Here is a 24,674-nt window from a genome sequence, read left to right as displayed (position 1 = left end):
AACCTCCTTTCGGTCTTTAATGTGCGTTAAAGATTGACTTCGCAAGTGCGCCTGTTTTGAATAGGGAGAAGCACAAAATCACGGTGTAGGCTGCAAGGGAGAAAATCGCGCTGTGCAGGTTGTCCGCTACAATCATGCTGCCAACCAAAACCGCATAAATGCCGACGCATATCATAATGAGGAAGCCTTGAAAACCGAGGGCGAACAGGGCTTTTAAGTAGTTGTTTCCTATCTGTCCCCACTCTCTGTTAGTCATAGTTGCAAACGGGATAGGCGATACCGAACAGTAAAGGTAAATCTCTATCATTCTGCCGTACAGGATAACCGTGATAAGCACCGACATGATTTTCATGCAAAGGCTCACAAGGCTTGTTTCCATAACGAGCAGTAACAGTTCGGGGATTTCCATAGCGTCAAGTCCGGCTTGCATGGACGAGAGGGCGGCGTCAACGTCGATATTCGTATCGCCGCCGATCACGCCCGCCGCGCCGGAAACAACGTGTTGCGCCATATCGAACACCGCCATAGTGATAGTAAAGGTGTGGGTAACGAGATACACCGCTACCCACGCCTTGAAAAACCACTTAAAGAACATGAACGTGTCAATATCGTGCATATTGTTCTTTTCCGTTACCATGCTGATAAGCTCCACGCATAGAACGTAGGTAATGACAAGCCCCGCAATGGGTACAATCACATTTTCCGACAAGCTCTGTATCATGGAAAATATGCCTGCGTTCCACCCCTGCGGGGTTTGTCCTACCTCTGCGGCGATAGTTCCGACTTTTTCGTTTACGTCCCCGAACATAGTTGACAGATTACCGTTAATGGCTCCAATGAGGATTTCCTTTATCCATTCGTTAATCGCGTCAAGTATGCTCTGCATAAGCTAACCCCGCCGCTTAACCGAACAGGCCGGAAAGCAGAGGTACAAGGGTGCCGCCGATAAGGGCAACGCCGCCGCCCGCCATGAGCTGTTTCATGCCCTGGCTTTTTGCTTATGTGTGATAAAGAAGTAATAGAAGCGTAAAAAATTTTGCCTTTCCTATCCGATACTTGCCTTTGATATCGGATAGGGCGGGCGGTCATTCGGGCAAGTCCACTTTGCCGACGAAAGAATAGTAAATCTCAATATCCTGTCTGCGTGTGCCGTTTTCATCGTAGCTGCACTCATGCACAACGATTTTCTCTACAAACTCACGCAAGAGGGTGTGGGTCAGTTCTTCAAAGTTCATGTGCTTGCGGACAATGTTCATAAACTTTTCTGCGTTTACGGTAGCTTCCTGTGCTTTGGAAAGCTCCGCCTGTATTCTGGCAACACGCTCTTTCAATTCCTGCTGTTCGGCTTCATAGTCTGCCGAAAGCTCCGTGAAACGCTCGTCAGAAATGCGACCGCTTACGCTGTCCTCATACAGCCGCTTGAAAATAGCGGAAAGTTCACCGATACGCTTTTCGGCAGCTTCCAGTTCCTTTTTCTTGGCGGCGTTCCGGCGTTTGCCGCCGTCCTCGTTCTGCTCGATCAGCAGCTTCATAAACCGGGCTTCATGCTTTGCCGCATAGCTCGTCACTTTCCGTAGATTGGAGAGAACGCCCGCAGTCAAAAGGTCGGTGCGGATAAAATGTGCGGTGCAGTCATGGGTGCGCTTCTTGTAGTTCCCGCAGATATAGCAGTCCTGTTTCCGCTTATCGGTCTGGTAACGCTGCTGATACATGACGCTGCCGCAGTCCGCGCAAAAGAGCATACCAGAGAACAAGCCCACTTCATCATAGCGGTTCGGACGCTTGCGCTGTTTGCGTAATTCCTGCACACGCTCCCATGTCTGGGTGTCGATGATAGGCTCATGGTGGTTCTCGAAAATTGCCTGTTTCTCAATGGGATTTTCTATGCTGTGCTTGGTCTTGTAGGACGGTTTCTCCGTCTTGAAGTTCACCAAACAGCCCATGTACTCCCGGTTTTCAAGGATATGCACCACGGTATTTGTCGCCCATTTGCACTCATAGCCGGGGTGATAGCGGCGTGTGCTGCCCGTCCTGCGGTATTCCAGCGTTCCCGGCGTTGGGATTTCCTGCTCGGTCAGCATACGGGCTATCTTGGTCGGACCGTTCCCGGCAAGGCACAGACGGTATATCTGCTTGACCACGGGTGCGGCTTCCTCGTCAATGATGAAGTTTTCGTCCTCGTCCATGAGGTAGCCGTACACGGGTTTGCTCGTAACAGGCTTGCCGCTCATGCCTTTTGACCGTTTTACAGCTTTGATTTTCTTACTCGTATCTCTCACCAGCCATTCGTTGAAAATGTTCCGCAGAGGGGCAAAATCATTGTCGCCCTGTGCGCTGTCTACTCCATCGTTGATGGCGATAAAGCGGACGCCTTTTTGTGGGAAAATCATCTCGGTATACATTCCCACCTGCAAGTAGTTTCGCCCTAACCGTGACATATCCTTTACGATAACAGTAGCCACTTTCCCGGCTTCAATATCCGCAAGCATGGATTGAAAGCCCGGTCTTTGGAAGTTCGCACCAGAATAACCATCGTCCGTGTACCAGCGCAGATTGGAAAAACCGTTCTGCTTTGCGTAGGTTTCAAGAATACGCTTCTGGTTGGAAATGGAATTGCTTTCGCCTTGCAGCTCGTCCTCATGGGATAGTCTTGGATAAAGGGCAGTGATTTTCTGGGTGGTCTGTCTTAACATAAAATCCTCCGTTTCCGACAGCCAGCCCCACTATTCCGTATTTCGATTATACCACATGGGGCGGCTGTCTGTATAGCGGCTTCTGCTTCTTTACCGCCCGGTAAAATGACGATTTTTCTGTGCGGCTTGTAGCGTTAGGGCGAAAGCTGGGCTTTGTGTCCTGCGGCGGCTTCCGCCTCCAGCACTTTCATCATCTTATCGGCTGCGGTGTCGGTGGTATCTTTTTTGAAAAAGCCGGAAACGACAAGGACGGTGTTGCCCATGCGGATCTCTGTCACGCAGTCCGGGCGGCGTTCCGGGGTGGTGTTCTGCTTGTTCTCTGCCATAGGCAACTCCTTTCATTTCATCAATTCTTTTAGTCTGTTCAGCTTGGCTTGCGCCGTTTCACGGCGGAAGTTCTCTCCCGTAAAGAGGATAGGGGCGCACATTTCCAAAAGGCGGTCATAAATCCGGGCATGGGCGGTGTCCAGCGGATTTTGCAGGCTGTCCAATGTCAGATTGGTGGTAACGATTAAGGGCTTGCGGCTACGGTAGCGGCTGTCAATCACATTGTAGACCTGTTCTAAACCGTACTCTGTGCCGCGCTCCATTCCAAAATCATCAATGATAAGCAGAGGAAAACGGCAAAGACGCTCGATATACTCGTTGCGCCCCTCAAAGCTGGCGGTCAGGTCATTCAAAATCGCAGAAAAGTTCGTCATGCGGACAGCGACTTCCTGCTCCATGAGGGCATTGGCGATACACCCGGCAAAATAGCTTTTTCCTGTGCCAACTTTGCCCCATAGCAGATAGCCGATATTTTCCTCGCGCATGGTTTCCCAATGCTCCACATAGAAGTGTGCAATCTCCATTTGCGGGCATTTCCCGTTGTCATTGGCAAAAGTCCATTCCTGCATGGTGGGATTGGTAAATCCCCGGCGTTTCAAGTCCTCCACGGTGTCAAGGTGCTTTCTGCGCTGTTCGGCGGCTTCACGCTCCAAACGCTGGGCTTTCTGGCAGTCACATTCTGCCGGGTGGCGGTCACGCCCAAACAAGGCGGCTTGCTTTTCCGGGAAGTAGGCTTCTTTCGGAGTGTGACACTTGCCGCAGTAAAGCAGTCCGTCCTCGCCCATGTAGTCCTCCGGCTGTGGGGTAACAGCCGTCATATTCAAAACTCGTTCTGTAAACAGATTACTCATAAGCTCTCGCCCTCCTTGCAGGTGTATTCGGGTATGCCCTGTTTCGGGGCAGCCTTTGCGGTATCGTCTGCCGCCCATCTGCGAATAGTGGCGGCGTGGTTTTTATATTTCTTGCCCGTGGACGCGATATAGCCGGAAAGCCGCTCAATATAGTACGCCCATTTTTCGGGCAGCTCCGCTTGCAGTTCGGAAAGCTCCGTATCAGTCAGAAATACATTCTCATATCTGCCATAGCTGCGGGCGAGGGCTTGTCCCTTTAACTCTTCCTCTTTTTCTAACTCTATATCTATCTCTTTCTTTATCTCTATCTCTGGTGGACGAATGTCGGACAAATGTCCGCCATTTGTCCGCGGCGGCAAAAGTGCCTTATTTTCAAGCCTTGCGGCGCGTTTCCGTTCCGCTTCGGTAGAGGATTGACCGATCATCAGCTCGATGTCGGTCATATAAAGCAGCCCGCAGTCAAGCTGCTCCACAAGCCCTAACTGCTGGAAGATGGCTAATGCCCGTTCCACCGTCCCGATTTGGTGACGGGTCAGCGTGGCTATCATCTGGGCGGTATAGGGGATATGCTCGTCAAGCTGCAATCTGCCGCCATTTTTCAGCGATTTTAAGTACAGCTTCAAGAGGATATTGGAATACAAAATCCCGTCTTTCATGTCCTCCAACAGCACAATGGAATCGCTGTCGAAGAAGTTTTCTTTCAGTTTGAGGTAGTAATATTTGCGGTTATCTGCCATTGGCGGTGTCCTCCCTGTGTTTCCATCTCTTAGAGAAATACCGGGGGCAGAGGACGATAATCGCCCGGAAGCTCTGCTTGCAGCCGTGTGTGCAGCCCCGGCAAAGGTCATTGTAGGTAATACGGTTTCGGTGGTTGAGGAAAAAGCTCCATTCCAACCGCCGCTTTTTGCTCATGCGTGGCATTTCTCGCTCCTTTCTGCCGTTTCCGCTGGTATAAGCGGATAGGTCGGTAAAAATGTAGTTTCTCGGTGTCATTTTCGGGGATTTCCTGCGCTGTATGCCCCGTTTCAAAGGTGGGTAGTATTGCGGATAGGGTGCAGGGCATATCCCCGTTTTGGTATCGTTTGGGGCGGTTTTTAACGCTCCTGTTCGTGCTTTTTCTGCCTGTCTTTCTCGCCTTGCAGGATTTGGGAAAGGTTGCTTTTCACGGTATGCAGCTCCTTGACACGGGCTTTTTTCTCCCGGTATTCGTTGTAGTGGGCGTTCTTTTCGGCGGTAAGCAGCTCGATTTCCGCTTGCAGGGCTTTATGGCTTGGCAGCTTGGAAACGCCATGCGCCCGGAAATAACGGGTGGCTGCGTCCGCTATGATAAAATCGCTTTCGTGCCGTTCCCGGTAGGTGCTGCGGGCTTTCTCCGTTTTCTGCGCTTTCAGACCGTCACGGGCAGGCTTGGTCTTGGCATAGGCAAGCACCTGTGTCTGAAGCTCCTTTTTCTCCCGGATAGCAGCGTCCAGGGCTTTCAGCTTGGCGGTGCTGTCCTGTAAATCCGCATTGGCGGATACAAGGGCTGCGTCCAGTTCCTCCGGCGAATAGCCGTACTGCCCGTAGGCGGCAACGGTAGCCGCCATTTGTTTCAGATTGTGGATTGCCGCCCAGCGGTCATAGCCCACGCCTTTTCCCTCGGCTCGCTTTGCCGCCCGGTCAACCATGCGCTGAATACCGTCCTTTTCCGGTGTGGTTTGGACAGCTTTTTTGCTCTCCAAACGCTCCTTTATGCTGCGGGGGTATTCGGGTATGGCTGCTGTCTGCTCGGTGGCTCTGTGGGTGTTCTGTTCCAAAAGGGCAAGAACGGCGGCGCGGTCAAAATCATCGCCCAGCTTGCGGGCGGTAATGGGCTTTGTCCTGTCCGGCGTGAGATAGGACAGCCGCCCCCGGCTCTCCTTGACGGTCACGCCCTGCTGTAAGAGAACGGCGGCAAACTCGTCATAGCTGGCGGCAGAGGACAGTGCGGCGCGTATGATCTGCCGCAATTTTTCCTTGTCCGTTTCAAACTTTGTGGGCTTGGCGGGCTGTTCTCCGGCTGGCAAGGCAGCGGCTTCCTTGTCCAGCTTTTCCTGTCCTTTCCGCTGCACCCAATACTCACGCTCGGTAATGCGGTTCTTGCTGCCATGCAAAAGGTCGATTTGATAGAGATTTTCCCGGTGGCACAGCTCCATGACTTCGGCTTTGAAGTATTCCATCGCTGCGTCTGTGCAGCGGTGCTTACACCCGGCGCGGGTGTCTGCTGGTCTGTCCATGTAGGGCAGGAACGGAACTTCCGCTATCCGCAGGGAATTGATAACGATATGCACATGGATATTGCCGCTGTGGTTGTGTCCGTCCGGGTGGGTGCAAACAATAGCTTGGTGTCCGGGAAACTGCTTCCGGCAAAATTCCTCGCCCAACACCTGCGCCTGGTCTACGGTCAAGCCGTTGTCTGCCGCGTCCCGTGGGTCAAAGCTGATAATGTAGTGGTGGCTTTTTACATCTTCCCGCTTCTGGTTCTTCCCATAGCGGAGATTGGAGCGCATACAGGCAACGGCAAAATCTTCGCCGCCGCAGTTCAGCGTTGCTATTCGGTAGTCCTCCCGGAGTATGAGCCGCCCGTTTTCATCAAGGGTGGGCTTCATGGTAAACTCGTCATGTTCAAAGGTGAGGTACTGCTCGGCAGCGCCATAGTCCGCATTTTTAGAGCTGATATGTTTGAATGTTGCCAACAGCGTCACCTACCTTTCGCAAGACTTCAAACTTCAAGGCGGCAAGGTCAGAAATGGCAGCGCGTATTTCAACGGACAGGGCATTGTATGGTGTGCCGTACTCGTTGAGGGCGCGGGCAATCTGATTGAGGTTGCTGCCGATTTTTCCGTATTCAGCGGTCAGCCTGCCAACGGCGGACAACAGTTCATCATTGACCGGGGAAACGGTAACGATGGGGCGAATAGTCGCCCGTGTAATGGATTGCCGGATAAATTCGGCTTGGCTCATGTCATAGTGTTTCAGCCGCTCGGTAAAGTCGGCGTATTCTTCCTCGGTCATGCGGGTTTTGACCACATGGCAGCGGTGGGGCGTGTTGTATTTTTTCTTCAAGCGTTGACCTCCTTTCTCGCCCGACAGGGCGCATGAGCAGGGTTTGGGGAAGGCACTCCCCAACAAGATTTACCAAAGGGGGCAAAACCGCAGATATGCGGATTTTGGCACCGTGGTAGAATCTTGCTCTAAAAAACTACCGCTTTCCTCGGCGGCTCTGGTTTGCGGATATACTGGCTTGCTCCACCAATATAGCGATTGCGGTGGCGTGTTCTGCCCGCTGTTCACCACTACAACGGTGAAAAGGGGTCGTTTTGGCAAACGCAGCGGAAATTTTTTTGTTTTTCCTGTCTGCTCCCTACAACAATCCGGCGGTGTGGTTTGCCAAAGATTTTTGAAAATGGGCGCAAAAAAAGCAGTAAACCTTTTCAAGATTTACTGCTTATCTGCCGCTGTGATGGGCGGCGGTATTAAATTGTCAGCCGTTTTCAAATGGAATTTATCTGCAATCGCTTTCTTTCCGCTTTCCAATTCCTTTTCTGTAATCTTCCATAATCCTAACGCAATGATCTGCTATCTTTTGCATTCCGAGTTCTTCAAAAAAGGCAATTTGTATTTTCATCAGTTCTTCACAAACAGTCAACTTCTGCTCATCCATATTGCTAATAGCAAGCCATGGGAACGCTTTATATTTCTTAGTGTCCCCAATGAGAAAATTGTACCCTATCAACTCATTTTCACGGAAAACGAAATAGAATTGTGGGCCTGAACCTGGAACTGACTTTTCCATAATTTGCTGCATTGTTCTCACGCCGCCGTATGCCGGAAAAAAACCTATTCGCTCAAGAGCATTTAATATGTCAATCCTTTTATCTGTGGGTATGTCTCTATAATTGATAATCTGTTCCATTTGCTCTACCCTCATTGAAGTTTAATTTGTCAGGCTCTAATTATACAACTTTTCTGTTTAGCGGTCAAAGCGGAACTTCAACAGGCTTTCTATCAGTTGCCTGACGATATGCTCCTGCATATCCGTGTTAATCTGTCCGTCCATTTTCGCACAAGAGCGGACATATCCCGCATAATGGGATAGGACGGCGGCAACAGCTTCCGGGTCGCCCTCGCTTGCCTTAACGATTGTCTCATAGGGAAGTAGCTGGCTCATAGGACAAACCCTCCAACTCTGCCCGTAGCCGCCGTAAAATCATCTGAATACGCCGCCCGGTTGTGTTGCCAGCCCGTCCATATCTCCGTCCAATCTCCCTATGCGTCAATCGTTGGAAGTAGTACAAGAAAATGATTTCCTGTTCCATCTGTGATAGTGCGGACAGGGCTGCGGCAAGCTCTGGACTTTCCAAAAGCACCATCTGACCACAGACGAAAAGCGGATAGCTGGTCATGCCGGATTGCTCCGCAAAGTATTTATCTGTGGTACTGAATGGATAGTGTTTTTCTTCTATCAGATATTCAAGCGAGATTTCCCGCTTGCGGCGGCTCCGTATGCTCCGGGCTGCGTCTATGGCAGCGTGGCGAATAACAGTCTTGCAAAAGGCATCGTGTGTATGCCGGATATGTTCTTGATACTTTTCGTGTTCGGTCATGGAAAATCCCCCTTTCTGAATAATGGCAGAGGGCGGCAGCATCTTGTGCTGTCGCCCTCTTGATTACCGAACAGCAAAGACGGGCGGGGCTGTCAACGGCGGCGCATTTGCGCCGTTCATCTTGACCGTTGACAGGCTCGGCTGGGTTTGCTATCTGCTCACGGCAATTCACTCTCATTGATAGGAATTGCCTCAAGTTCCGTATTCAAATTGTTCCAATAAGAGCCGATATCCGCACTTGTGAAATACTTAAAACCGCCTGCTGCTGACTTCAATTCGCCGTTTTTAACCCCATAGCAGGCGTAAATCAAATCGTAGCTTGTTCCATCTGAGAGGTTAAATCTAAAGCTGGTCACATCTGCTCCGGCAGTTTCCTCAGTCGTTTTGTCTTTTAGGGATAAGCCCTTGAACTTATCATACAGGGTCTTTATATCATTTTCAGCAACAACTACTTTCTTTTCTGCTGATGCAGGCACTCCGTCATAGTGGTACATTTCAACGTTTTCGACATCTTCAACCTCAAATGGGAAGTCGATTTTGACAGGCTCATAAGCAATGTTTATAGGTAACAGAAAGAGAGCTGTAAAAATTGCAATGATACAAAGAGCGATGGAAACGAGAACAGCAATCGTTATCTTTTTTCTGCCTCTCTGCTTTTCTTTTGCCTCATGGCGCATAATAACGCTTTCGCTTTCTTCGTGAAGAACATCTTCGCTCGTGTGAGAAAGCAATTTTTGATAAATTGCGTTACAGTCAGCACAGGCGTTCAAATGCTCTTTTACCATCTCTGCGCTTGCTTCGCTGCAAGCACCGTCAACATACAGCGGAAGAATATCTCGAACAATATCGCATTGTTTACTCATGCTTTTCATCCATCCTTTCTTGAATTTTTAGCTTTGCACGATGATAAGTAACTCTCGCCCATGATTCTGTTTTTCCAAAAATTGCAGCGATTTGTGAAAAAGATAGTTCCCCGAATACGCGAAGCTGAAAGACTTCTTTGTATGGTTCTTCCAAACGGTGAAGAACGAGGTGTATGCGGAACGCCATGTCAGAATCTGCAACTGAGTTCTCAACATTTTCATTTGATGGCAAGTCATTGATTTCACTCACATCAGCTACTCGCTGACGGCTTCGCATTTCATCATGGTAAAGGTTTTTTGCTATGGAGCAGAGCCATGTCAATTCATCTGACTTACCTTTGAATTGTGATGTTGTAGAAACAGCCTTATAGAATGTGTTCTGCGTGATTTCCTCTGCTATCTCACGATTTTTGGCAAGAGAAATAGTATACGAGTATACCTGTAAATAGTAGGCTTTATAGAGCTTTTCATAGTCCATACTTGTCATCACCTCCTTCAGCTTCATAGGTTAGACGGAGAAATCGGAATTTCGTTACAAAGAAGTTTGAAATTTTTATACCTTTACGCTACTCTTGCTTTGTGCGGACTATTGGTAGACGCGCATTAACGGCAAGTAAAGAGATTGCTGTGTCAGCTTGATATGTTCAAATGCTAATTAAGTATAGCATACAGCTATGAATTTTTCTATTGCGTTCCCCTGACTTCGGAATAGTGGCAGGGCTGGCTATCCTTGTTTTGCTTTGTGCTTCTCTACCGTACATGAGCATTCGCGCCCGGATTGTCGTTTCCGTAGCCCTCCAAGAGGTTGATAACGCCCCAAATGCCAAGACCTGCTCCGAGAGCGATAACAAGTGTCTGCAAAACGCCTACTGCGCTGTTGAAAAATGCCATAATAAAACTCCTTTCTGCCGCTTTGCGGCTGCCCGAAAAAGGGCATAAAAAACGGCGGTCAGTTTTCGATAACTGCCGCGGTCATAAGTCCCCGCGCTGCGTAATTTCTGCGGCGCGGCGGTATTCAGTTGTAAGGGTGCGGCTTCCTGCCGCGATACGCGCAAGGAGTAGGGGCGCGTACCATGTAGCCCGTGTTTATTGTTTTTACTTTAAGCTCCCTCCTTTTCAAAAAGTGGTGTGTAGACAGGCATAATGCCGTACTGCCGTTCCCGGACAGCTTCGATATACTTGATATAGGAAATACCTGCCTGTATTGTCCTGCGTTCCTGTTCCCGCTGCATTTCCTCGGCTGCTTCCACAAGCCCGCTGATAGCCCGGATTAGCTGCTGTTTTGCCTTTTTCTTTCTGATACGCTTATTCATTCTGTATCCTCCTGCAAATCTGCTTCGTCAACTTCGTAATAGTCAAATACCTCGTCCGGCTTTACGATTGCAGGACGGCGGCGCAAGTGCTTTTCCATGTCAAAGGCATTTTTCTTGTCAAAGTCGGAAAGGTACTTGTACTTCGGGTGTTTGGTAATATCGTATTTTTCGGAGAAGAACGGACGCACCCCGCGTAGCTGCAAGATACATTTCCCGCCGTCCATGACCGCAATTTCATCTTCGCTCATAAGCTGCTTGCCTAACTTCTGATAGTTCAGCCCGTGGGAAAGTTCCCGTCCTCGCGTTTCGGAAGTGTTAAAACTGTCAATCGTTTCTTTCCCCAAGATTTCCGACATTTCTTTAAGGGTCGTTTTCTCCTTGCCGCCCAAGAACAGGGTCGTATCGCAGTTGCCGACAATGGTATCGGCGTTGTCCTTGTAGATAGCCTTTAGCTGCGACTGGCTCTGCAAGATGATGGACGCGGAGATTTCGCGGCTCCTTATCGTGGCAATGAGTTTTTCAAACTTCGGTATCTGCCCGATATTTGCAAACTCGTCAAGCAGACAGCGCACATGAACAGGTAGCCGCCCGCCGTACACATCATCTGCCTTGTCACAAAGCAGATTGAAAAGCTGTGTGTAAAGGATTGATACAACAAAGTTAAAGGTGTCGTCGGTGTCGGAGATAATAACAAAAAGCGCGGTCTTTCGGTCGCCTAAGGTGTCAAGCTCCATTTCGTCGGTTTCCATCAGCTCGCGCAGTTCCCGAATGTCAAAGGGGGCAAGACGCGCACCGCAGGAAATGAGGATAGAGCTTCTTGTTTTTCCGGCAGACAGCAAAAACTTCTTGTACTGGCGCACCGCAAAATGTTCCGGGTCTTTTTCCTCCAAGCGTTCAAACATGAGGTCAACGGGGGATTGAAATTCCGGGTCGTCCTCGCGGGCTTCCGACGCATTTATCATTTCAAGCAGCGTCGTAAAGTTTTTCTCGTTCTCCGGGGCTTCGTACCAGATGTAGCCGATAAGGGCGCAGTAAAAAAGCCGTTCCGATTTCACCCAAAAATCCTCGCCGGATTTTTCCCCGTCGCCTTTGGTGTTGGCGATAATGGTATTTACCAGTTTCAAAATATCCTTTTCGCTGCGCAGATAGGCAAAGGGATTGTACCGCATGGATTTCTTGAAATTGATGGTGTTTAGCACCTTGATTTTGTACCCGCCCCGCTGCAAGAGCTTCCCGCACTCGATTAAAACCGTTCCTTTTGGGTCGGTTACAACATAGCTGCTGTGCATTTGCATTAAGTTGGGCTTTACAAAAAACCTCGTCTTGCCGCTGCCGGAGCCGCCGATTACAAGTACGTTTTTGTTTCGTGCATATTTCGGGTGCTTCGGGCGGCTACTCATCATCAGCCTTTCGGTCTGCGTCAGCAGCACGTTATTTTCAAACATGGGGTCGATATATGGCTTTATATCCTCGGCATTGCCCCAACGTGCAGAGCCGTACTCCATGCCCTTACGGTATTTCTTTGCGTTCTTGCCTTTCACATAGACCGCAAGCCGGATAACGACAGCCCCGACAATGCCGATAAGCAAATCCATAGGGGCAAAACTCGGCAGGGCATTTGAAAAGGCGGCAGAAAAGCCACTGCCAATGGAAAGCAGCTTGCCGGAGAGGTCAGCCCCCGGCGAGAGCCGCACCGCCTGTCCGACTTTATCAAAGAGATACACAAAGAGCAGATAGGGGGCGTTTAGGATAAGCAGCTTCTTGATATTCGGCTTCATAGCGATACCTCCCTGTCCTTGTGTTTTGTCTTTTGACGGTTCGCGTTAAGCTGCTTTGCTGCTTCCCGGAATGTGGCAAGTGCCTTTCGGATAGAGGGCTTTTGCTCCTTGTTCAGCTTCTTTGCGGAAAACTCCTTAAAGGCTGCGGTCAGAGCGTCCGCGTCCCGCCCCTTGAAAAAGACGAGATAACGGGGCGGCGTTTCGGTGCTGTCTTTCTTTAGGGCAAAGTCGATACCGTATTTTTTTGCCGTCTGCTCAAAAGCTTTGATATTGCCCTCGGTTATCTCAATGTTGGATAGCCCCGCGTTCTGTTTCGCAAGCTGCTTTAGGGTCTGCTTCCCGTGGGGCTGTTTTTCCTGCTGCTTTTTTGCCTGTGCAAGCATGGCTTTGATTGCCTTTTGCAGCATTTCAGCGGTCAGCTTTGCTCCCTTGACAGAGAGCGCAACCACTTTTTCGTTGATTTCGTCCTGCAATGTTTACCGTCCTCCTTTCCCGGTAGTGATAGTGTTAGGGTGGCACGCCGCTTTTGGGCGTGAAAAAGGGGCGTCCGTTCTTCACGCCGCCCCGTTAAATCCGTACCCGCAGCCCGTTCAAGTCCTCGGCGCGGATACCTACAAGATACCAGTTGTCCCCGTACTCAATCCGGGTCGGCTTCCATTTGCCGCCTGTGAATACGTCCATGCACTCGCCGCAATGCAAGCCGCCGTAATAGTCGGCAATATCAAAGCGAATATCGTAGCGGTCAGCGGTTTCGTCAAAAATCAAAGCTCCTGTTTTCTGTGCCATGTGGTAAATCCTCCTTTTTTCGTTTACAGGCTTTCGCCCTCGTTGTAGGTGTAGTAGTCCGGGTCGCCGTACTTCGGCTTCCTCGGTGCAAGTGCGCCGCTTGCCATATCGTGAGCGACAAGGGAAGTATAGTAGCTGTCAATGGTAGACGGGGCATTGAAAAGCACCGCCTTTAGGTACTGCTTGATGTTGCGGATCTTTGTTGTATTCTCCTGCATACAGTCAAGCACAAAGCGGATATGTTCGCTGTTCAGCTTCATAAACTTTGACTTCACAAGCTCGGCGGGGTAATCGTCCCCGGCAATACGGATTTTCTTTCGTGCCGTACAGACGGTTTCAAGCATAAGGTCAACAATCTCATTCAGACGGTCGCGGTCAAGGCTTCTGTCCTGCAAGAGAATGTCATAGGCGATATTGTCTTTGATAATTTCCTCATACACTCGGTAAGCGTCGTTCCTTTCCGTTCTTTTCCGTTCCGGCGGCTCTGCCGCTTCGTCCCCGTCATAAGGCAAGGGATTTAGGGAATGGATAGGAATGGAATGGGTAATTGATAAATCCGTATTTGATTTTTCTTTTTTTGGTAAGTTAGTTCTTGATATATCTTTATTTAATTGCGTTGGATTTTCCGACGTCGGATTATCCGTTGTCGGATTTTCCAATATCGGGTTATCCGCTGTTGGTTTTTCCAATACCGGGCAATCCAATTCCGGCGGCTGCGGCTGTTCGTAAATGGTGTACTCGATAGCGGTCATTTTGCCTTTCTCGTCGCGTCCCTGCCGCCTTGTGATATATCCGGCTTTTTCAAGCTCCCAAACGGCGGTACGGATAGCGTCGATACTTTCCCGGTTGATATAGGACAGCCCCGCAAGGGTGTAGTCCCAATCCTCCGGCAAAGACAACATTTGAGATAACAGCCCCTTTGCCTTTAAGGAAAGCTCCTTATTGCGTAAGTGGTGGTTGCTCATTACGGTGTAGCCTGTGTTGCGCTCCACGCGGAATACTGCCATAGCTTCATCACTCCTTTGCTTTGGATTTGTTACGCAGTAGAACGGCGATTTTGAGGGAAAAGGTATAAACCCCTTGCCCTGTCAAAATTGCTTCCGCAAAGCCGCTTGTAGCAAGGCTTTTTCTGCCCCTACTGCGTAACAAAGGGCATGAAAAAAGCGGCGTTCCTGTTCTTCCGTGTGGAAGTGGGAAACGCCGCTTGTGCGGTGCAATATAAAATTTTCGGTTTGTTCTGTTATGCCGTATGGTCTTATCCGTAGAAACTTATAAGCGTACTATTTATCAGTAAAAATTGCATTGGACTCCGATTTTGAACTATCAATCTACGCCCATTTCTACGCCCAAATGGCATTAAATTATGTGATTTTACATGGAGCTTTATGCTTTTGCTTTTTTAAGAAACCTTGCAACCATGCGGTTTTACGGACTTTTATGGAGGTACATGGATTTATGAAAAAAGGCTAATTTATTACGATACCAAGTTTCATAACAATACCCCTTTTTTATTATTTGAATTCATTATCTATTTTTATCGCAAGGCACCATTTCGCAGTGCAGTGGAATAAAATTGTTCCCGTTATTTTACTGATGGCTTATCTTTCAATTCTGTTTAAGTCTTATCATAACAAGGTATTATAGCAGCCCTAATAAAATAGAACTTATTGGTAAGCCATTATATTTTTATACGAAAACCTATTTTTCCTGTTTTTTTGGATATCATAAAAACAAGAAAAAACATCTATCGAAACAACCTATTATGACAGATTCCTTACCCATGTTATCACAATAAAAAAAATTCGTCAATAAAATCAAAAAAATTGTTGACAAACAAATTATGCTGTAGTATAATATGTTTACCGCAAGTTCGGGTGTGAAACTAGAAAACAAAGTTTTTCAATTTTTTTAAAAAAATGCTTGACAAATTGAAATGACTAGTGTATAATAATTAAGTGCTCAGCACCACGAAAGCAATATGGCGATATAGCTCAGTTGGCTAGAGCATGCGGTTCATACCCGCAGTGTCAGTGGTTCGAATCCACTTATCGCTACCATTATGGCCCGTTGGTCAAGAGGTTAAGACACCGCCCTTTCACGGCGGTATCGCGAGTTCGATTCTCGCACGGGTCACCAAAAAAGCTTGTTCATAGGAACAAGCTTTTTTTCTTATGAATATGGATATATTGTTGTTTACAATATTGATTGAACAAAGGCATAAATTTATGAAAACAGATTGACAGTTGTCCATCCAAGTGTTATGGTGACAATATGCTGAAGTTTAAAGCTAATGAAATGAATAATAGGGTTAGTGATAAAAGAATTATCGCTAGCCCTATTTTAATGCAGATGTATTAGACACAAACCCATTTGTTCATTCGATAAAGGCTTTCCTCGTTAGCATAAACAAAAACAAAATAGCAGTTGAAAAATTAGATCAAAATAGACAAAATGAAGGAAACTGTGGCAATCCATGTGATGTATCAGGAAACTTTTCCAATAAAATTCTCATAATTGGACGATAGGATACTTTTCAAAGGCGATATATACCTATGCGTTAACCTAATTAACTATTTTTGATAAATTCGAATCTTTGTTATATTTGATCTACCTTTTAGGAAAATGGCAGTATTCAGAATACTGCCATTTTCTCATTTTTATTCTATTGATATTATCAATCTTCTGTTTCCTGTAAAAATCCAATTCCCGATAACATAATCTTTTCTGCTATTTTTGCAATCTCTTCTATTGGGCTTACCATCCCATCCGCCAGCCATTTCCGCAATAGTCCAATACAGCCGGAACTAACAAATGCATAAAAGTATTCCATTTTTCTAGGGGATGTATTTTTAAAATAGTGGGAGTAAGATTCCAAACACTGTTCCCTGCCCAAATTCATCAATTTCATCATAAATTCTTTATCACCGTATTTCCCTAATGTAACCGTACAAAGATCTGAATTTTCCTTTAAACAGCGGAAAATTTCGGTAGTAATCTGTACAGGAGTTACCATGGCATCTTTATGGAGCATTGGTTCCATCGAATTTTTTAAATCTTGCAGCATATCCGCTTCAATCTGATCACATAAATCATAAATATCGGTATAATGGCTATAAAATGTTCCACGATTGATTCCTGCCAGTTCACAAAGTTCTTTTACAGAGATACTTTGGATCGGTTTTTGGTTCAATAAATTAGTAAACGCTTTTCTTATTAATAATTTTGTCACCCTAATCCGGTGATCATTTGTTACTTTTTTCAAAACAACCCTCACCTCTCAACAATCCATGGTTAATATGTTGAATTTTATTTCAAAATCTGGGAAAACTGATGATTGAATTCCATCTTAACTTAAATTATAATACAATTAGGAAAGAAAATCAACACATGTTAATTAAATGAAAAGGTGTATTATTATGGGTCAAAAATTATATTTAATTACAGGAGCGAATGGCCATTTAGGAAATACCATTATCCGCTTATTACAAAAGGAAAACTGCCAGATCCGAGGACTTATTTTGCCCAATGAGACACCAGCCAGCCAATTTCACAACACCACTTATTTTTATGGGGATGTTTGTAAAAAAGAAACGTTACTTCCTCTATTTCAAGATATCAATCCAGAGCAAACCATCCTGATTCATACAGCAGGTATCATTGATATTTCAGAAAAAGTTTCCTCCACTTTATATAATGTGAATGTAAACGGAACAAAAAATATTGCTGAATTGGCATTGCAATACAAATTAAAAAAGATGGTTTATGTCAGCTCCGTCCATGCAATCCCAGAAAATAGCACCTTACAAGTATTAAAAGAAATTTCCCATTTCTCTAAGGATAATGTGATTGGTGGGTATGCAAAAACAAAAGCGGAGGCTACCCAAGCTGTTCTAGATTTTGTTTCCGAAGGTCTCCCTGCTGTCATTGTACATCCTTCTGGCATCCTAGGACCTTATGATAGTTCTGGGAACCATTTAGTCCAGTTAGTACACGACTATATTCTTGGAAAACTACCAGCCTGTGTAAATGGAGGATACGATTTTGTAGATGTAAGGGATGTTGCACAAGGTTGCCTCCTAGCAGAACAAAAAGGTACAATTGGTGAATGCTATATCCTTTCCAATCGTCACTACGAAATTAAAGATGTACTCAAGATAGTGCAGAAAATATATGGCGGTAAACATCTTCCTATTCTACCAGTATGGATGGCAAAGCTATTCGTTCCTTTGATAGAGTGGCTTGCAAAACAGAAAAAACGCCGTCCGCTTTATACAAAATATTCTTTGTATACTTTAAAAAGCAACGATAAATTTTCCCATGACAAAGCCACTAGTGAACTGGGATATCGCCCTCGAGATTTATTTCAAACAATCTCAGATACAATTTCCTGGATGAAACAAAACGGCCAATTAAAAAAGAAAAAACATGTAACCGCTTAATTTGAAAGCCACAATCTCAGTTAAGATTGTGGCTTTTTACATTGGATTATTATTTATATTCCTTTTTATTTGGGATTATTTTTTATCTAGATAGTGGTCATAAAACAGATCAACAATATTTCATTTATAATATAAAATGAGGGTTATTCTATTTTTTCTTATATACAAAAAATAATAGAATAAAAAATTTATTTTTTTCTTGACATATCAGGTATATTGTATATAATAAATATATACAATATATTGGATGGTGAACTATGAAACTAATCATTAGTAACTCCAGCGGCCAGCCGATCTATGAACAGATTGTTTCCCAAATAAAGGCTTTGATTATTGCCGGGGAATTGAAAGAAGGGGACGCCCTTCCTTCTATGCGGCTGTTGGCAAAAGAATTACGCATCAGCGTAATAACAACAAAACGGGCTTACGAAGAGCTGGAACGGGAAGGCTTTCTGGTTTCTATGACAGGAAAAGGAAGCTTTGTTGCTGGTATCAACCAAGAATTTTTACGGGAACAGCAGCTTCGTTCTATTGAAGAGCACATGCAGGCAATTGTTTCTGCTGCAGCAAGTTGTAACATCAGTTTATCCGAGCTTGTGGAGATGTTATCGCTGATTTATAAAGGAGAATAAACATGGGATACGCATTAGAACTAAAGGGCCTTTGTAAACATTATGGAGATTTTTCCTTAAACCACATTGATTTTTCCCTTCCCACTGGTTGTATTATGGGGTTGATTGGTGAAAACGGTGCTGGAAAAAGCACTACAATTAAGCTTATCTTGGATTTGATTAAAAAGGATAGCGGAAAAATCCGTTTGTTTGGGCAAGATTCTACCAATGTGCCCCCTCATTTAAAGGAACAAATTGGCGTTGTGTTGGATCAAAGTTCTTTTCCTGAAACACTTTCCGCAAACCAAATCAACAAAGTGTTAAAAAAAGTATACCATACCTGGGAAGAAAAAAAGTTCCTTACTATGGTTCAAAAATTTCAGATTCCATTCAAAAAACAAGTAAAAGACTATTCCAAAGGGATGAAGATGAAACTTTCCATTGCCGTGGCGTTATCCCACAACACCAAACTCCTTATTTTGGATGAAGCTACCAGTGGGATTGACCCTGTGGTTCGGGATGAACTACTTGACCTTTTCCTGGAATTTATCCAGGATGACAGCCACTCCATTTTAATGTCTTCCCACATCATTGGGGACTTGGAAAAAGTATGCGATTATATCACTTTTATCCATCATGGAAAGATGATATTCAGCGAATCAAAGGATGATTTATTAGAACAATACCGAATTGTAAAATGTTCGGTAGCTGAATTAAAACAGATTGATGCCAATGCCATTTGCGGAAAAAGAGAAAACCAATTTGGGGTAGAAGCCTTGGTAAAGGCAAACAAAATACCACGTGGATTTTTGGCTGATCCTGCAAACATTGAAGATATTATGCTATTTACCATAAGGGGGGAACAATAATGGCTGGTTTATTGTTAAAGGATTACTACAATTTAAAATCCCAGTTAAAAATGTTGGGCTTATTTTTAATTTTATTTTTAGTTTTGGCAATTTCCATGAAAAACAGTGGGTTTTTTGCTGGAATTGCAATGATGTTGGCTGTTATGATGCCGGTAACCGCTTTGGCCTATGATGAACGGGCAAAATGGGACCAATTTGCGGTTACCATGCCAGTTACACGGACGCAGATTGTTGGCAGTAAATATTTATTGGGGATTCTGTTTATGGCAGGTTCCTGCATCCTATCCACTATAATTGCATATATTATAGAAAAATTCTCTTTTTCGGATACCTTCCAGTTCTTTTGCATCTTCTTTAGCATTGGAACGATAATACAGGCAATTTTACTGCCATTGATGTTTCAGTTTGGCACCGAAAAGGGTAGATTTATTTTAATTGGTGTCATTGGTATCCCCGTTATTATTGTCGCATTACTAATACAGCCTGGTTTCCAAATTGATTTTCATTTGATTTCCCTTCTGTTAAAGGTTGCACCTATCATCGCAATTTTTATTTATGTAGTTTCTCTCTTTGTTTCTATTACAATCTATCGCAAAAAAGAACTATAAATATAGCACAAAAAGGTTGGAACAAATTGTTCCAACCTTTTCTTTTAAAATAAAAACTGGCTAATCTGCAAATGCTTTTCAAATAATTGCGCTAAACGATCTAGTTCCTGGTCGAGTAACGAAACATATGAGGCACCATAACAGGCGAAACTCTCTTTTGTTTTGATATCTTCGTTGCCAAACACAATATCCTCATCCTCGATTTTGAGATCGAATGAAGGAAGAATCCCTAAAACAGGTATTTTGGTAAGGTTCTGTAGGATTTGAGTGCCATCGAAAAAAGACTGTGGATCCCCATGAAATTTATTGATAATAATCCCTTTTATCAGGTTACGTTCCTCTGAATTTAACAAAGCAACTGTACCATATAAAGAGGCAAAAACCCCACCTCTGTCAATATCGGAAACCAAAAGTACTGGAGCTTGAAGTTGGGTTGCCAGACCCATATTGACAAATTCATTCTGTTTCAGGTTTAGTTCAACTGGGCTTCCAGCACCTTCCACCAAAATATAATCATACTGCTTTTCCAATCGTTGAAACGCTTGCAATACCACTTGTTTTAACATTTGGTTCTGTTTTTTCACATCCACCTGAAATGCTGCCGGTTCCCCATTCACAATTAACACAGGATATTTATTTAGGACAGGTTTTATCATGATGGGATTCATGTCTGTAGACGGTTGTATTTTACACGCCTGTGCCTGGATCGCCTGAGAACAGGCGATTTGCTGACCGTTGGGAAACACATAGGAATTATCCGAAGTATTAAGCGCTTTAAATGGAGCGACTCGACATCCCTTTTGTACCAACAGCCGGCATAAGCCAGCTACAATCGTAGACTTCCCTACACCGGAAGCCGTTCCCTGTATCATAATTGTTTTTGCGATTACCAACCACTCCTATGGTAAAATTTAAGCGGAAAGGGTATTTTTTATCGAAAAAACACCCTCGTCGTCATCGACATCTGCGTTATAATAACGATCATCGGAATAATCTGAACCGGAAGGAGCAGTTTGGATCGTACTTTGATCCTCATATAATTTTACTTTAATCTCAAAAGTAGTCCCTTTGGAATTTCCAGACTCCCGATAAACTGTTAATTTTATACTATCATTTGGTTTTTTTCCATCCAAGGCATCTGCCAAATCACTGGTATCGCCAATGGATTTCCCATTGATTTTGGTGACAATATCACCCGCGCTTAGTCCTTGTGTTGCAGCATCCAAGGTGTCATCAACCGAAACGACATACAAGCCCTCTGGTATTCCATTGGCATTGGATAAAACAGAATCTATTTCACGGTAAGTAAATCCAATTTTTACCCTGTCTTTTACATAACCATATTTAATCAATTCATCTACAATCGGTTTTACACTATTTGTCGGCAGGGAAAAACCAATCCCTTCATAATTGGATTTTTTGATTTTAGCGGAGTTAATTCCAACAACTTGACCATAACGGTTCACCAAAGCCCCTCCAGAATTCCCTGGATTGATGGCAGCATCCGTTTGAATCAATGTCATATCTGTGCCATTACTGGTTTTTACTGTGCGATTTAACCCGCTGACAATTCCCTGTGTAACAGAGCCCATAAAGGTAACCCCGCCTGGATTGCCAATCGCAATGACACGGTCCCCCACTTGTACCTGATCAGAATTTCCAAATTCTGCATAGGTCAAATTTTCCGCGTCAATTTTAATCACCGCTAAATCCGTCTTAATATCACTGCCAATTACTTCAGCTTCATATTCGCTGCTGTTGTTCAATACCACTTTAATAGTAGGTGTAAGATATCCTTCACTATCCAACAATACATGGGCATTAGTGACAATATAGCCATCTGAACTCATAATCACTCCTGACCCTTCGCCAGCAGCTTCATAGCTTAAATCCTTATTATAGGTAACAATCCCTACCACAGAAGGAGTAACCTTTGTTGCAATTTCCGCTGTCGTCTGTCCATCATCCCCCGTATCTGAAGTTTCCGCTGGAGAATCATTTAAAATCAAACTGGGAAATTGCTGCTTTGATTGAGTAACACCCATGGAGGAAGGTTGTTTTTGTTCATATACAACATAGATTGTAAACATCATGATAACCGCAACCAGAGCAAAACCAAGTATAAAAGCTAGTAGCACAAGACCTCTACTTTTTTTAGTAGGTACAGCCCTTTCAGCCGCTATTTTTTCATAATCAGAAAAATTCCATTCGTAAACATCGTCCTGGTTCGATTCAATCTGGTCAATTAAAGTCAACTGCTCGTTTACAATGCCATCTTCTACAGCATCCTGTAAAACTTCTGTTGTTTTTTCTGGCTGTTCTGGATTATGCCGTTCCATCTTACCACCTCCTATTACCAATTGTATATTTTAATATAAAATTTATCAATCTAACTAGAAAACCAAAATACTATTAGAAGCTACACTACGTATATTATAAGTATTATATCAAAAAAACAAATCATGATTATCAACAGGGTGTTAAAATTCATCCTACTTGTTATGATGCCCCCATTTTTTTCATCCAAAAATTATTGTTGTTCCTTATCAGGGCTTCTTCTTGGCTTTACCGGGGGTTTCCCTGTTTTTAATGTAATACTAAACTCGGTATACTCCCCTTTTTTGCTACGAACCACAATATCGCCATCATGTAGGTTGATAATGGTCTTTACAATGTTGAGACCAAGACCTACCCCATTTTTATCTAAACCGCGGGATTTATCCGTTTTATAAAAGCGGTCAAACACCTTATTCATCTCATCTGGCGCTAAGCCTTCCCCACTGTTCCGGATGGTAATTTCAGTACGGGAAGCAATATTGCGGAATCCAAACTCAATATATCCATTTTGGTTGACAAACTTAATCGCATTATCCATCAAGTTATAAATTACCTGATGGATCAAATCCTCATCCGCTTCTACCCAAATATCATCCACATCTAGTCCACGAATTTCCAGATTCTTTTCGTTAATAGCATTCTCGAAATTGAATAACGTTTGTGCAATTACATTTAATGCGTTAAACGGTTTGCACTCCAGCTTCATTTCCCCTGCTTCAATTTTAGATAGGTTCAACATAGAACGAACCAGCCTGGATAAACGCGCTACCTCATCCGAAACTATACGCAAATATTTTTTATGCTGACTTTCTGGGATTGTCCCATCCAAAATTCCATCAATAAAGCCGCCAATCGAAGTCATTGGAGTCTTTAACTCATGGGAAACATTCGCGGTAAAGCTTCTCCTGGAGTTTTCAATCAAGGAGAGGTCGTATGCCATCGTATTAAGGGTTTGGGCCAACTGGCCAATCTCATCATCCCGTTCGATGGATATTCTTGGAGAAAAGTCTCCTTTTCCGTATTGCTGGGCCGCATAGGACATATCCTTTAATGGTTTTACCAGTTGGGAAGTAACTAAAAAGATAATGACAAACGCCAAAAATAAAACCACGCCAGAAGAAAGGATAAACATGTTAAAGATTTCTTTCAAAAAAACCTGCAAATTGGAGGAAGAAGAAGACGCAAACAAATAGCCAATGGTAACATCATCATTTTGTACTGGAATCCCCACTGTATAGTGATTACTGCTATACAGTCCTTGAAACGTCCCTGTTTCCTTATAAATCCCCTTTTGGTCAATCATACCCCGAATTTCGGACGGTACTGTATAAGGGGAAGTATGCTGACAGAGGGTATCCTCGGTACACATAATCGTTTTACCGGAAGTATCCGTCATAAAAAAGTCAGCGTCAATAATACCTGCCAGCATGTTGTAAATGCTTAAAGAAGAAGCAACATCAATCGTGTAGTGGGTTTGGTCGTTGTCATCTTCCACCGCGCTTATGTAATTTTGTTCTACTGCCATGGTAGCTCTTTGTAGGTTTACTTTTAAGGTATTGTACTGCTCCTCCTGAAAGTACTGGGAGGCGTAAATCAGCATCATCCCTCCTAAAAAGATAATGCTGACAATAATAATCGAAATACATACCGTAAAATATTTGGCAAAGAGGCTTTTTTTCATTGTATTCCTCCTTTAACCCCTTAAACAAAACAGGAAAAACAGGATCGCTGTAAACCATCCTCCGGAATACTCTTCTTCCGCCAGTTATGCAGCTATCCTGTTCTGATTGATTGGTATGGGAAAGTCATCCAATCAGATGGCTTTCCTTATTCATTTACTTCAAACTTGTAGCCAACGCCCCAGACAGTTTTTAACGCCCATTTATCAGATACGCCTTCCAGTTTTTCACGCAAACGTTTTACATGGACATCGATTGTTCTGGAATCGCCATAATACTCAAATCCCCATACTTCGTCCAGCAACTGGTCACGGGTAAATACACGGTTTGGGGAGGAAGCAAGGTGGAACAACAGTTCCAACTCTTTTGGAGGAGTATCTACCACTTTGCCGTCTACCTTCAACTCATAACGGGTCATGTTGACAACCAGTTTATCATATACTACTTCTTTTACTTCTGCCTGTTGAGTGTTTTGTCCCAATCTACGATGAATTGCCTTAATACGGGCGATAATTTCTTTTGCGTCAAACGGTTTTACCACATAGTCATCTGCGCCCAGTTCCAATCCCAACACTTTATCAAAAGTTTCGCCTTTCGCTGTTAACATAATCACTGGAACATTGGATTTTTTACGGATTTCCCGACATACCTGCCAGCCATCCAAACCTGGGAGCATAATATCCAACAGGACAAAGTCTGGTTTTAACGCATTAAATTTTACCAGTGCTTCTTCCCCATCATGGGAGAGAATAACACTGTAACCCTCTTTTTCTAAATAAAGGCGAAGTAACTCGCATATGTTTTTATCATCATCTACAACTAATATTTTTTCCGCAGCCATTTATAATGTCCTCCTTTTTATCCTGTATTTTCTCACAGGAAAAGAAAATTTGTT

The 24,674-nt window shown here is 44.5% G+C and carries 28 protein-coding genes, 2 tRNA genes and 2 pseudogenes; 6 read left to right on the top strand and 26 right to left on the bottom strand.

Annotated features, from left to right (window positions below; translation table 11 throughout):
• Positions 1 to 16 precede the first annotated feature (16 nt).
• The 21 genes and pseudogenes from BQ2683_RS00870 to BQ2683_RS00785 form a co-directional block, all read right to left on the bottom strand.
• Positions 17 to 886: a VirB6/TrbL-like conjugal transfer protein, CD1112 family gene (locus BQ2683_RS00870; RefSeq protein WP_069986846.1), complete on the bottom strand. Its 870-nt coding sequence runs from the start codon at positions 884 to 886 to the stop codon at positions 17 to 19.
• A 16-nt stretch (positions 887 to 902) separates the two neighbouring features.
• Positions 903 to 998 (bottom strand): annotated as a pseudogene (locus tag BQ2683_RS13595) (Maff2 family mobile element protein); the annotation flags it as partial.
• Positions 999 to 1,085: 87 nt separating this feature from the next.
• Positions 1,086 to 2,693, bottom strand: coding sequence for a recombinase family protein (locus tag BQ2683_RS00865; protein WP_005933734.1), 1,608 nt, complete (start codon positions 2,691 to 2,693; stop codon positions 1,086 to 1,088).
• 134 nt (positions 2,694 to 2,827) lie between these two features.
• Positions 2,828 to 3,019 (bottom strand): transposon-encoded TnpW family protein, encoded by a 192-nt coding sequence (locus tag BQ2683_RS00860; RefSeq protein WP_005946147.1) that lies wholly within the window; start codon positions 3,017 to 3,019, stop codon positions 2,828 to 2,830.
• A gap of 12 nt (positions 3,020 to 3,031) precedes the next feature.
• Positions 3,032 to 3,871, bottom strand: coding sequence for an ATP-binding protein (locus tag BQ2683_RS00855; protein ID WP_069986845.1), 840 nt, complete (start codon positions 3,869 to 3,871; stop codon positions 3,032 to 3,034).
• Positions 3,868 to 4,608 (bottom strand): phage replisome organizer N-terminal domain-containing protein, encoded by a 741-nt coding sequence (locus tag BQ2683_RS00850; protein WP_005933730.1) that lies wholly within the window; start codon positions 4,606 to 4,608, stop codon positions 3,868 to 3,870. The genes BQ2683_RS00855 and BQ2683_RS00850 overlap by 4 nt, the downstream gene beginning before the upstream one ends.
• Positions 4,598 to 4,792, bottom strand: coding sequence for a hypothetical protein (locus BQ2683_RS12770; RefSeq protein WP_006573562.1), 195 nt, complete (start codon positions 4,790 to 4,792; stop codon positions 4,598 to 4,600). The genes BQ2683_RS00850 and BQ2683_RS12770 overlap by 11 nt, the downstream gene beginning before the upstream one ends.
• A 173-nt stretch (positions 4,793 to 4,965) precedes the next feature.
• Positions 4,966 to 6,585, bottom strand: coding sequence for a relaxase/mobilization nuclease domain-containing protein (locus BQ2683_RS00840; RefSeq protein ID WP_162840610.1), 1,620 nt, complete (start codon positions 6,583 to 6,585; stop codon positions 4,966 to 4,968).
• Positions 6,557 to 6,955 carry a plasmid mobilization protein gene (locus tag BQ2683_RS00835; RefSeq protein WP_035394351.1) on the bottom strand — a complete coding sequence of 133 codons (399 nt, stop codon included), beginning with the start codon at positions 6,953 to 6,955 and terminating at the stop codon, positions 6,557 to 6,559. Before BQ2683_RS00835 ends, BQ2683_RS00840 begins: the two co-directional genes overlap by 29 nt.
• 69 nt (positions 6,956 to 7,024) lie before the next feature.
• Entirely contained in the window at positions 7,025 to 7,327 is a 303-nt protein-coding gene (locus BQ2683_RS13530; RefSeq protein ID WP_187118749.1) for a hypothetical protein, read from the bottom strand.
• Between the two features lie 67 nt (positions 7,328 to 7,394).
• Positions 7,395 to 7,820: a hypothetical protein gene (locus tag BQ2683_RS00830; protein WP_005921288.1), complete on the bottom strand. Its 426-nt coding sequence runs from the start codon at positions 7,818 to 7,820 to the stop codon at positions 7,395 to 7,397.
• Between the two features lie 42 nt (positions 7,821 to 7,862).
• Positions 7,863 to 8,060, bottom strand: a complete 198-nt coding sequence (locus BQ2683_RS00825; RefSeq protein WP_005921293.1) for a helix-turn-helix domain-containing protein — start codon at positions 8,058 to 8,060, stop codon at positions 7,863 to 7,865.
• Positions 8,038 to 8,538: an RNA polymerase sigma factor gene (locus tag BQ2683_RS00820; RefSeq protein WP_004853592.1), complete on the bottom strand. Its 501-nt coding sequence runs from the start codon at positions 8,536 to 8,538 to the stop codon at positions 8,038 to 8,040. Before BQ2683_RS00820 ends, BQ2683_RS00825 begins: the two co-directional genes overlap by 23 nt.
• A 116-nt stretch (positions 8,539 to 8,654) precedes the next feature.
• Positions 8,655 to 9,359 (bottom strand): zf-HC2 domain-containing protein, encoded by a 705-nt coding sequence (locus BQ2683_RS00815; RefSeq protein WP_005946129.1) that lies wholly within the window; start codon positions 9,357 to 9,359, stop codon positions 8,655 to 8,657.
• Positions 9,352 to 9,864 carry an RNA polymerase sigma factor gene (locus BQ2683_RS00810; RefSeq protein WP_003533443.1) on the bottom strand — a complete coding sequence of 171 codons (513 nt, stop codon included), beginning with the start codon at positions 9,862 to 9,864 and terminating at the stop codon, positions 9,352 to 9,354. The genes BQ2683_RS00815 and BQ2683_RS00810 overlap by 8 nt, the downstream gene beginning before the upstream one ends.
• Positions 9,865 to 10,121: 257 nt before the next feature.
• Positions 10,122 to 10,250: pseudogene (locus tag BQ2683_RS12760) on the bottom strand (Maff2 family mobile element protein); the annotation flags it as partial.
• Between the two features lie 209 nt (positions 10,251 to 10,459).
• Positions 10,460 to 10,672: a condensin complex subunit 2 gene (locus tag BQ2683_RS00805; protein WP_069986844.1), complete on the bottom strand. Its 213-nt coding sequence runs from the start codon at positions 10,670 to 10,672 to the stop codon at positions 10,460 to 10,462.
• The gene (locus BQ2683_RS00800; protein WP_069986843.1) at positions 10,669 to 12,450 is read right to left on the bottom strand and encodes a VirD4-like conjugal transfer protein, CD1115 family; all 1,782 of its coding nucleotides are present in this window, start codon (positions 12,448 to 12,450) and stop codon (positions 10,669 to 10,671) included. Before BQ2683_RS00800 ends, BQ2683_RS00805 begins: the two co-directional genes overlap by 4 nt.
• Positions 12,447 to 12,923, bottom strand: coding sequence for a PcfB family protein (locus BQ2683_RS00795; protein WP_069986842.1), 477 nt, complete (start codon positions 12,921 to 12,923; stop codon positions 12,447 to 12,449). The genes BQ2683_RS00800 and BQ2683_RS00795 overlap by 4 nt, the downstream gene beginning before the upstream one ends.
• A gap of 94 nt (positions 12,924 to 13,017) precedes the next feature.
• Complete coding sequence (locus BQ2683_RS00790) at positions 13,018 to 13,236, bottom strand: DUF5348 domain-containing protein (RefSeq protein ID WP_005422968.1); 219 nt, start codon at positions 13,234 to 13,236, stop codon at positions 13,018 to 13,020.
• A 23-nt stretch (positions 13,237 to 13,259) separates the two neighbouring features.
• Entirely contained in the window at positions 13,260 to 14,243 is a 984-nt protein-coding gene (locus tag BQ2683_RS00785) for a DUF6017 domain-containing protein (protein ID WP_069986841.1), read from the bottom strand.
• A gap of 973 nt (positions 14,244 to 15,216) precedes the next feature.
• Between BQ2683_RS00785 and BQ2683_RS00780 the strand changes: the two genes are divergently transcribed.
• Both BQ2683_RS00780 and BQ2683_RS00775 read left to right on the top strand, forming a co-directional pair.
• Positions 15,217 to 15,293 (top strand) — tRNA-Met (locus BQ2683_RS00780).
• A gap of 4 nt (positions 15,294 to 15,297) precedes the next feature.
• A tRNA-Glu gene (locus BQ2683_RS00775) sits at positions 15,298 to 15,372 on the top strand.
• 538 nt (positions 15,373 to 15,910) lie between these two features.
• Here BQ2683_RS00775 and BQ2683_RS00770 read toward each other — a convergent pair.
• Positions 15,911 to 16,498, bottom strand: coding sequence for a TetR/AcrR family transcriptional regulator (locus tag BQ2683_RS00770; protein ID WP_069986840.1), 588 nt, complete (start codon positions 16,496 to 16,498; stop codon positions 15,911 to 15,913).
• Positions 16,499 to 16,652: 154 nt separating this feature from the next.
• On the opposite strand from BQ2683_RS00770, the gene BQ2683_RS00765 reads away from it, so the two are divergent.
• From BQ2683_RS00765 to BQ2683_RS00750, 4 genes are all read left to right on the top strand, one after another.
• Positions 16,653 to 17,675: an NAD-dependent epimerase/dehydratase family protein gene (locus BQ2683_RS00765; protein ID WP_069986839.1), complete on the top strand. Its 1,023-nt coding sequence runs from the start codon at positions 16,653 to 16,655 to the stop codon at positions 17,673 to 17,675.
• A 257-nt stretch (positions 17,676 to 17,932) separates the two neighbouring features.
• On the top strand, positions 17,933 to 18,307 hold the full coding sequence (locus tag BQ2683_RS00760; RefSeq protein WP_069986838.1) for a GntR family transcriptional regulator: 375 nt from the start codon (positions 17,933 to 17,935) through the stop codon (positions 18,305 to 18,307).
• Positions 18,308 to 18,309: 2 nt separating this feature from the next.
• Positions 18,310 to 19,155, top strand: a complete 846-nt coding sequence (locus tag BQ2683_RS00755; RefSeq protein WP_069986837.1) for an ABC transporter ATP-binding protein — start codon at positions 18,310 to 18,312, stop codon at positions 19,153 to 19,155.
• Complete coding sequence (locus BQ2683_RS00750; RefSeq protein WP_069986836.1) at positions 19,155 to 19,763, top strand: ABC-2 transporter permease; 609 nt, start codon at positions 19,155 to 19,157, stop codon at positions 19,761 to 19,763. The genes BQ2683_RS00755 and BQ2683_RS00750 overlap by 1 nt, the downstream gene beginning before the upstream one ends.
• Positions 19,764 to 19,807: 44 nt before the next feature.
• Here BQ2683_RS00750 and BQ2683_RS00745 read toward each other — a convergent pair whose 3' ends face one another.
• The 4 genes from BQ2683_RS00745 to BQ2683_RS00730 form a co-directional block, all read right to left on the bottom strand.
• On the bottom strand, positions 19,808 to 20,656 hold the full coding sequence (locus BQ2683_RS00745; protein ID WP_069986835.1) for a cobyric acid synthase: 849 nt from the start codon (positions 20,654 to 20,656) through the stop codon (positions 19,808 to 19,810).
• An 18-nt stretch (positions 20,657 to 20,674) separates the two neighbouring features.
• The gene (locus BQ2683_RS00740) at positions 20,675 to 22,102 is read right to left on the bottom strand and encodes a S1C family serine protease (RefSeq protein ID WP_069986834.1); all 1,428 of its coding nucleotides are present in this window, start codon (positions 22,100 to 22,102) and stop codon (positions 20,675 to 20,677) included.
• Positions 22,103 to 22,293: 191 nt separating this feature from the next.
• The gene (locus BQ2683_RS00735; protein WP_069986833.1) at positions 22,294 to 23,781 is read right to left on the bottom strand and encodes a HAMP domain-containing sensor histidine kinase; all 1,488 of its coding nucleotides are present in this window, start codon (positions 23,779 to 23,781) and stop codon (positions 22,294 to 22,296) included.
• Between the two features lie 146 nt (positions 23,782 to 23,927).
• Positions 23,928 to 24,620, bottom strand: a complete 693-nt coding sequence (locus BQ2683_RS00730; RefSeq protein WP_069986832.1) for a response regulator transcription factor — start codon at positions 24,618 to 24,620, stop codon at positions 23,928 to 23,930.
• Between the last annotated feature and the right edge of the window lie 54 nt (positions 24,621 to 24,674).

This window comes from Massilioclostridium coli, from assembly GCF_900095865.1.
Classification (GTDB): Bacteria; Bacillota; Clostridia; order Oscillospirales; family Ruminococcaceae; genus Massilioclostridium; species Massilioclostridium facile.
Note: the sequence above shows the minus strand (reverse complement) of the source record. Positions and strands in the feature narration are given on the sequence as shown.

Bases quoted from the DNA above. Each gene is read 5' to 3' on its own strand.
- BQ2683_RS00870 (WP_069986846.1), bottom strand. From the start codon at position 886: ATGCAGAGCATACTTGACGCGATTAACGAATGGATAAAGGAAATCCTC.
- BQ2683_RS00815 (WP_005946129.1), bottom strand. From the start codon at position 9,359: ATGAGTAAACAATGCGATATTGTTCGAGATATTCTTCCGCTGTATGTT.
- BQ2683_RS00740 (WP_069986834.1), bottom strand. From the start codon at position 22,102: ATGGAACGGCATAATCCAGAACAGCCAGAAAAAACAACAGAAGTTTTA.
- BQ2683_RS00730 (WP_069986832.1), bottom strand. From the start codon at position 24,620: ATGGCTGCGGAAAAAATATTAGTTGTAGATGATGATAAAAACATATGC.
- BQ2683_RS00820 (WP_004853592.1), bottom strand. From the start codon at position 8,538: ATGCTGCCGCCCTCTGCCATTATTCAGAAAGGGGGATTTTCCATGACC.
- BQ2683_RS00755 (WP_069986837.1), top strand. From the start codon at position 18,310: ATGGGATACGCATTAGAACTAAAGGGCCTTTGTAAACATTATGGAGAT.
- BQ2683_RS00800 (WP_069986843.1), bottom strand. From the start codon at position 12,450: ATGAAGCCGAATATCAAGAAGCTGCTTATCCTAAACGCCCCCTATCTG.
- BQ2683_RS00865 (WP_005933734.1), bottom strand. From the start codon at position 2,693: ATGTTAAGACAGACCACCCAGAAAATCACTGCCCTTTATCCAAGACTA.
- BQ2683_RS00790 (WP_005422968.1), bottom strand. From the start codon at position 13,236: ATGGCACAGAAAACAGGAGCTTTGATTTTTGACGAAACCGCTGACCGC.
- BQ2683_RS00750 (WP_069986836.1), top strand. From the start codon at position 19,155: ATGGCTGGTTTATTGTTAAAGGATTACTACAATTTAAAATCCCAGTTA.
- BQ2683_RS00855 (WP_069986845.1), bottom strand. From the start codon at position 3,871: ATGAGTAATCTGTTTACAGAACGAGTTTTGAATATGACGGCTGTTACC.
- BQ2683_RS00765 (WP_069986839.1), top strand. From the start codon at position 16,653: ATGGGTCAAAAATTATATTTAATTACAGGAGCGAATGGCCATTTAGGA.
- BQ2683_RS00735 (WP_069986833.1), bottom strand. From the start codon at position 23,781: ATGAAAAAAAGCCTCTTTGCCAAATATTTTACGGTATGTATTTCGATT.
- BQ2683_RS00850 (WP_005933730.1), bottom strand. From the start codon at position 4,608: ATGGCAGATAACCGCAAATATTACTACCTCAAACTGAAAGAAAACTTC.
- BQ2683_RS00810 (WP_003533443.1), bottom strand. From the start codon at position 9,864: ATGAAGCTGAAGGAGGTGATGACAAGTATGGACTATGAAAAGCTCTAT.
- BQ2683_RS00825 (WP_005921293.1), bottom strand. From the start codon at position 8,060: ATGAGCCAGCTACTTCCCTATGAGACAATCGTTAAGGCAAGCGAGGGC.
- BQ2683_RS00785 (WP_069986841.1), bottom strand. From the start codon at position 14,243: ATGGCAGTATTCCGCGTGGAGCGCAACACAGGCTACACCGTAATGAGC.
- BQ2683_RS00805 (WP_069986844.1), bottom strand. From the start codon at position 10,672: ATGAATAAGCGTATCAGAAAGAAAAAGGCAAAACAGCAGCTAATCCGG.
- BQ2683_RS00760 (WP_069986838.1), top strand. From the start codon at position 17,933: ATGAAACTAATCATTAGTAACTCCAGCGGCCAGCCGATCTATGAACAG.
- BQ2683_RS00830 (WP_005921288.1), bottom strand. From the start codon at position 7,820: ATGAGGGTAGAGCAAATGGAACAGATTATCAATTATAGAGACATACCC.
- BQ2683_RS12770 (WP_006573562.1), bottom strand. From the start codon at position 4,792: ATGCCACGCATGAGCAAAAAGCGGCGGTTGGAATGGAGCTTTTTCCTC.
- BQ2683_RS00860 (WP_005946147.1), bottom strand. From the start codon at position 3,019: ATGGCAGAGAACAAGCAGAACACCACCCCGGAACGCCGCCCGGACTGC.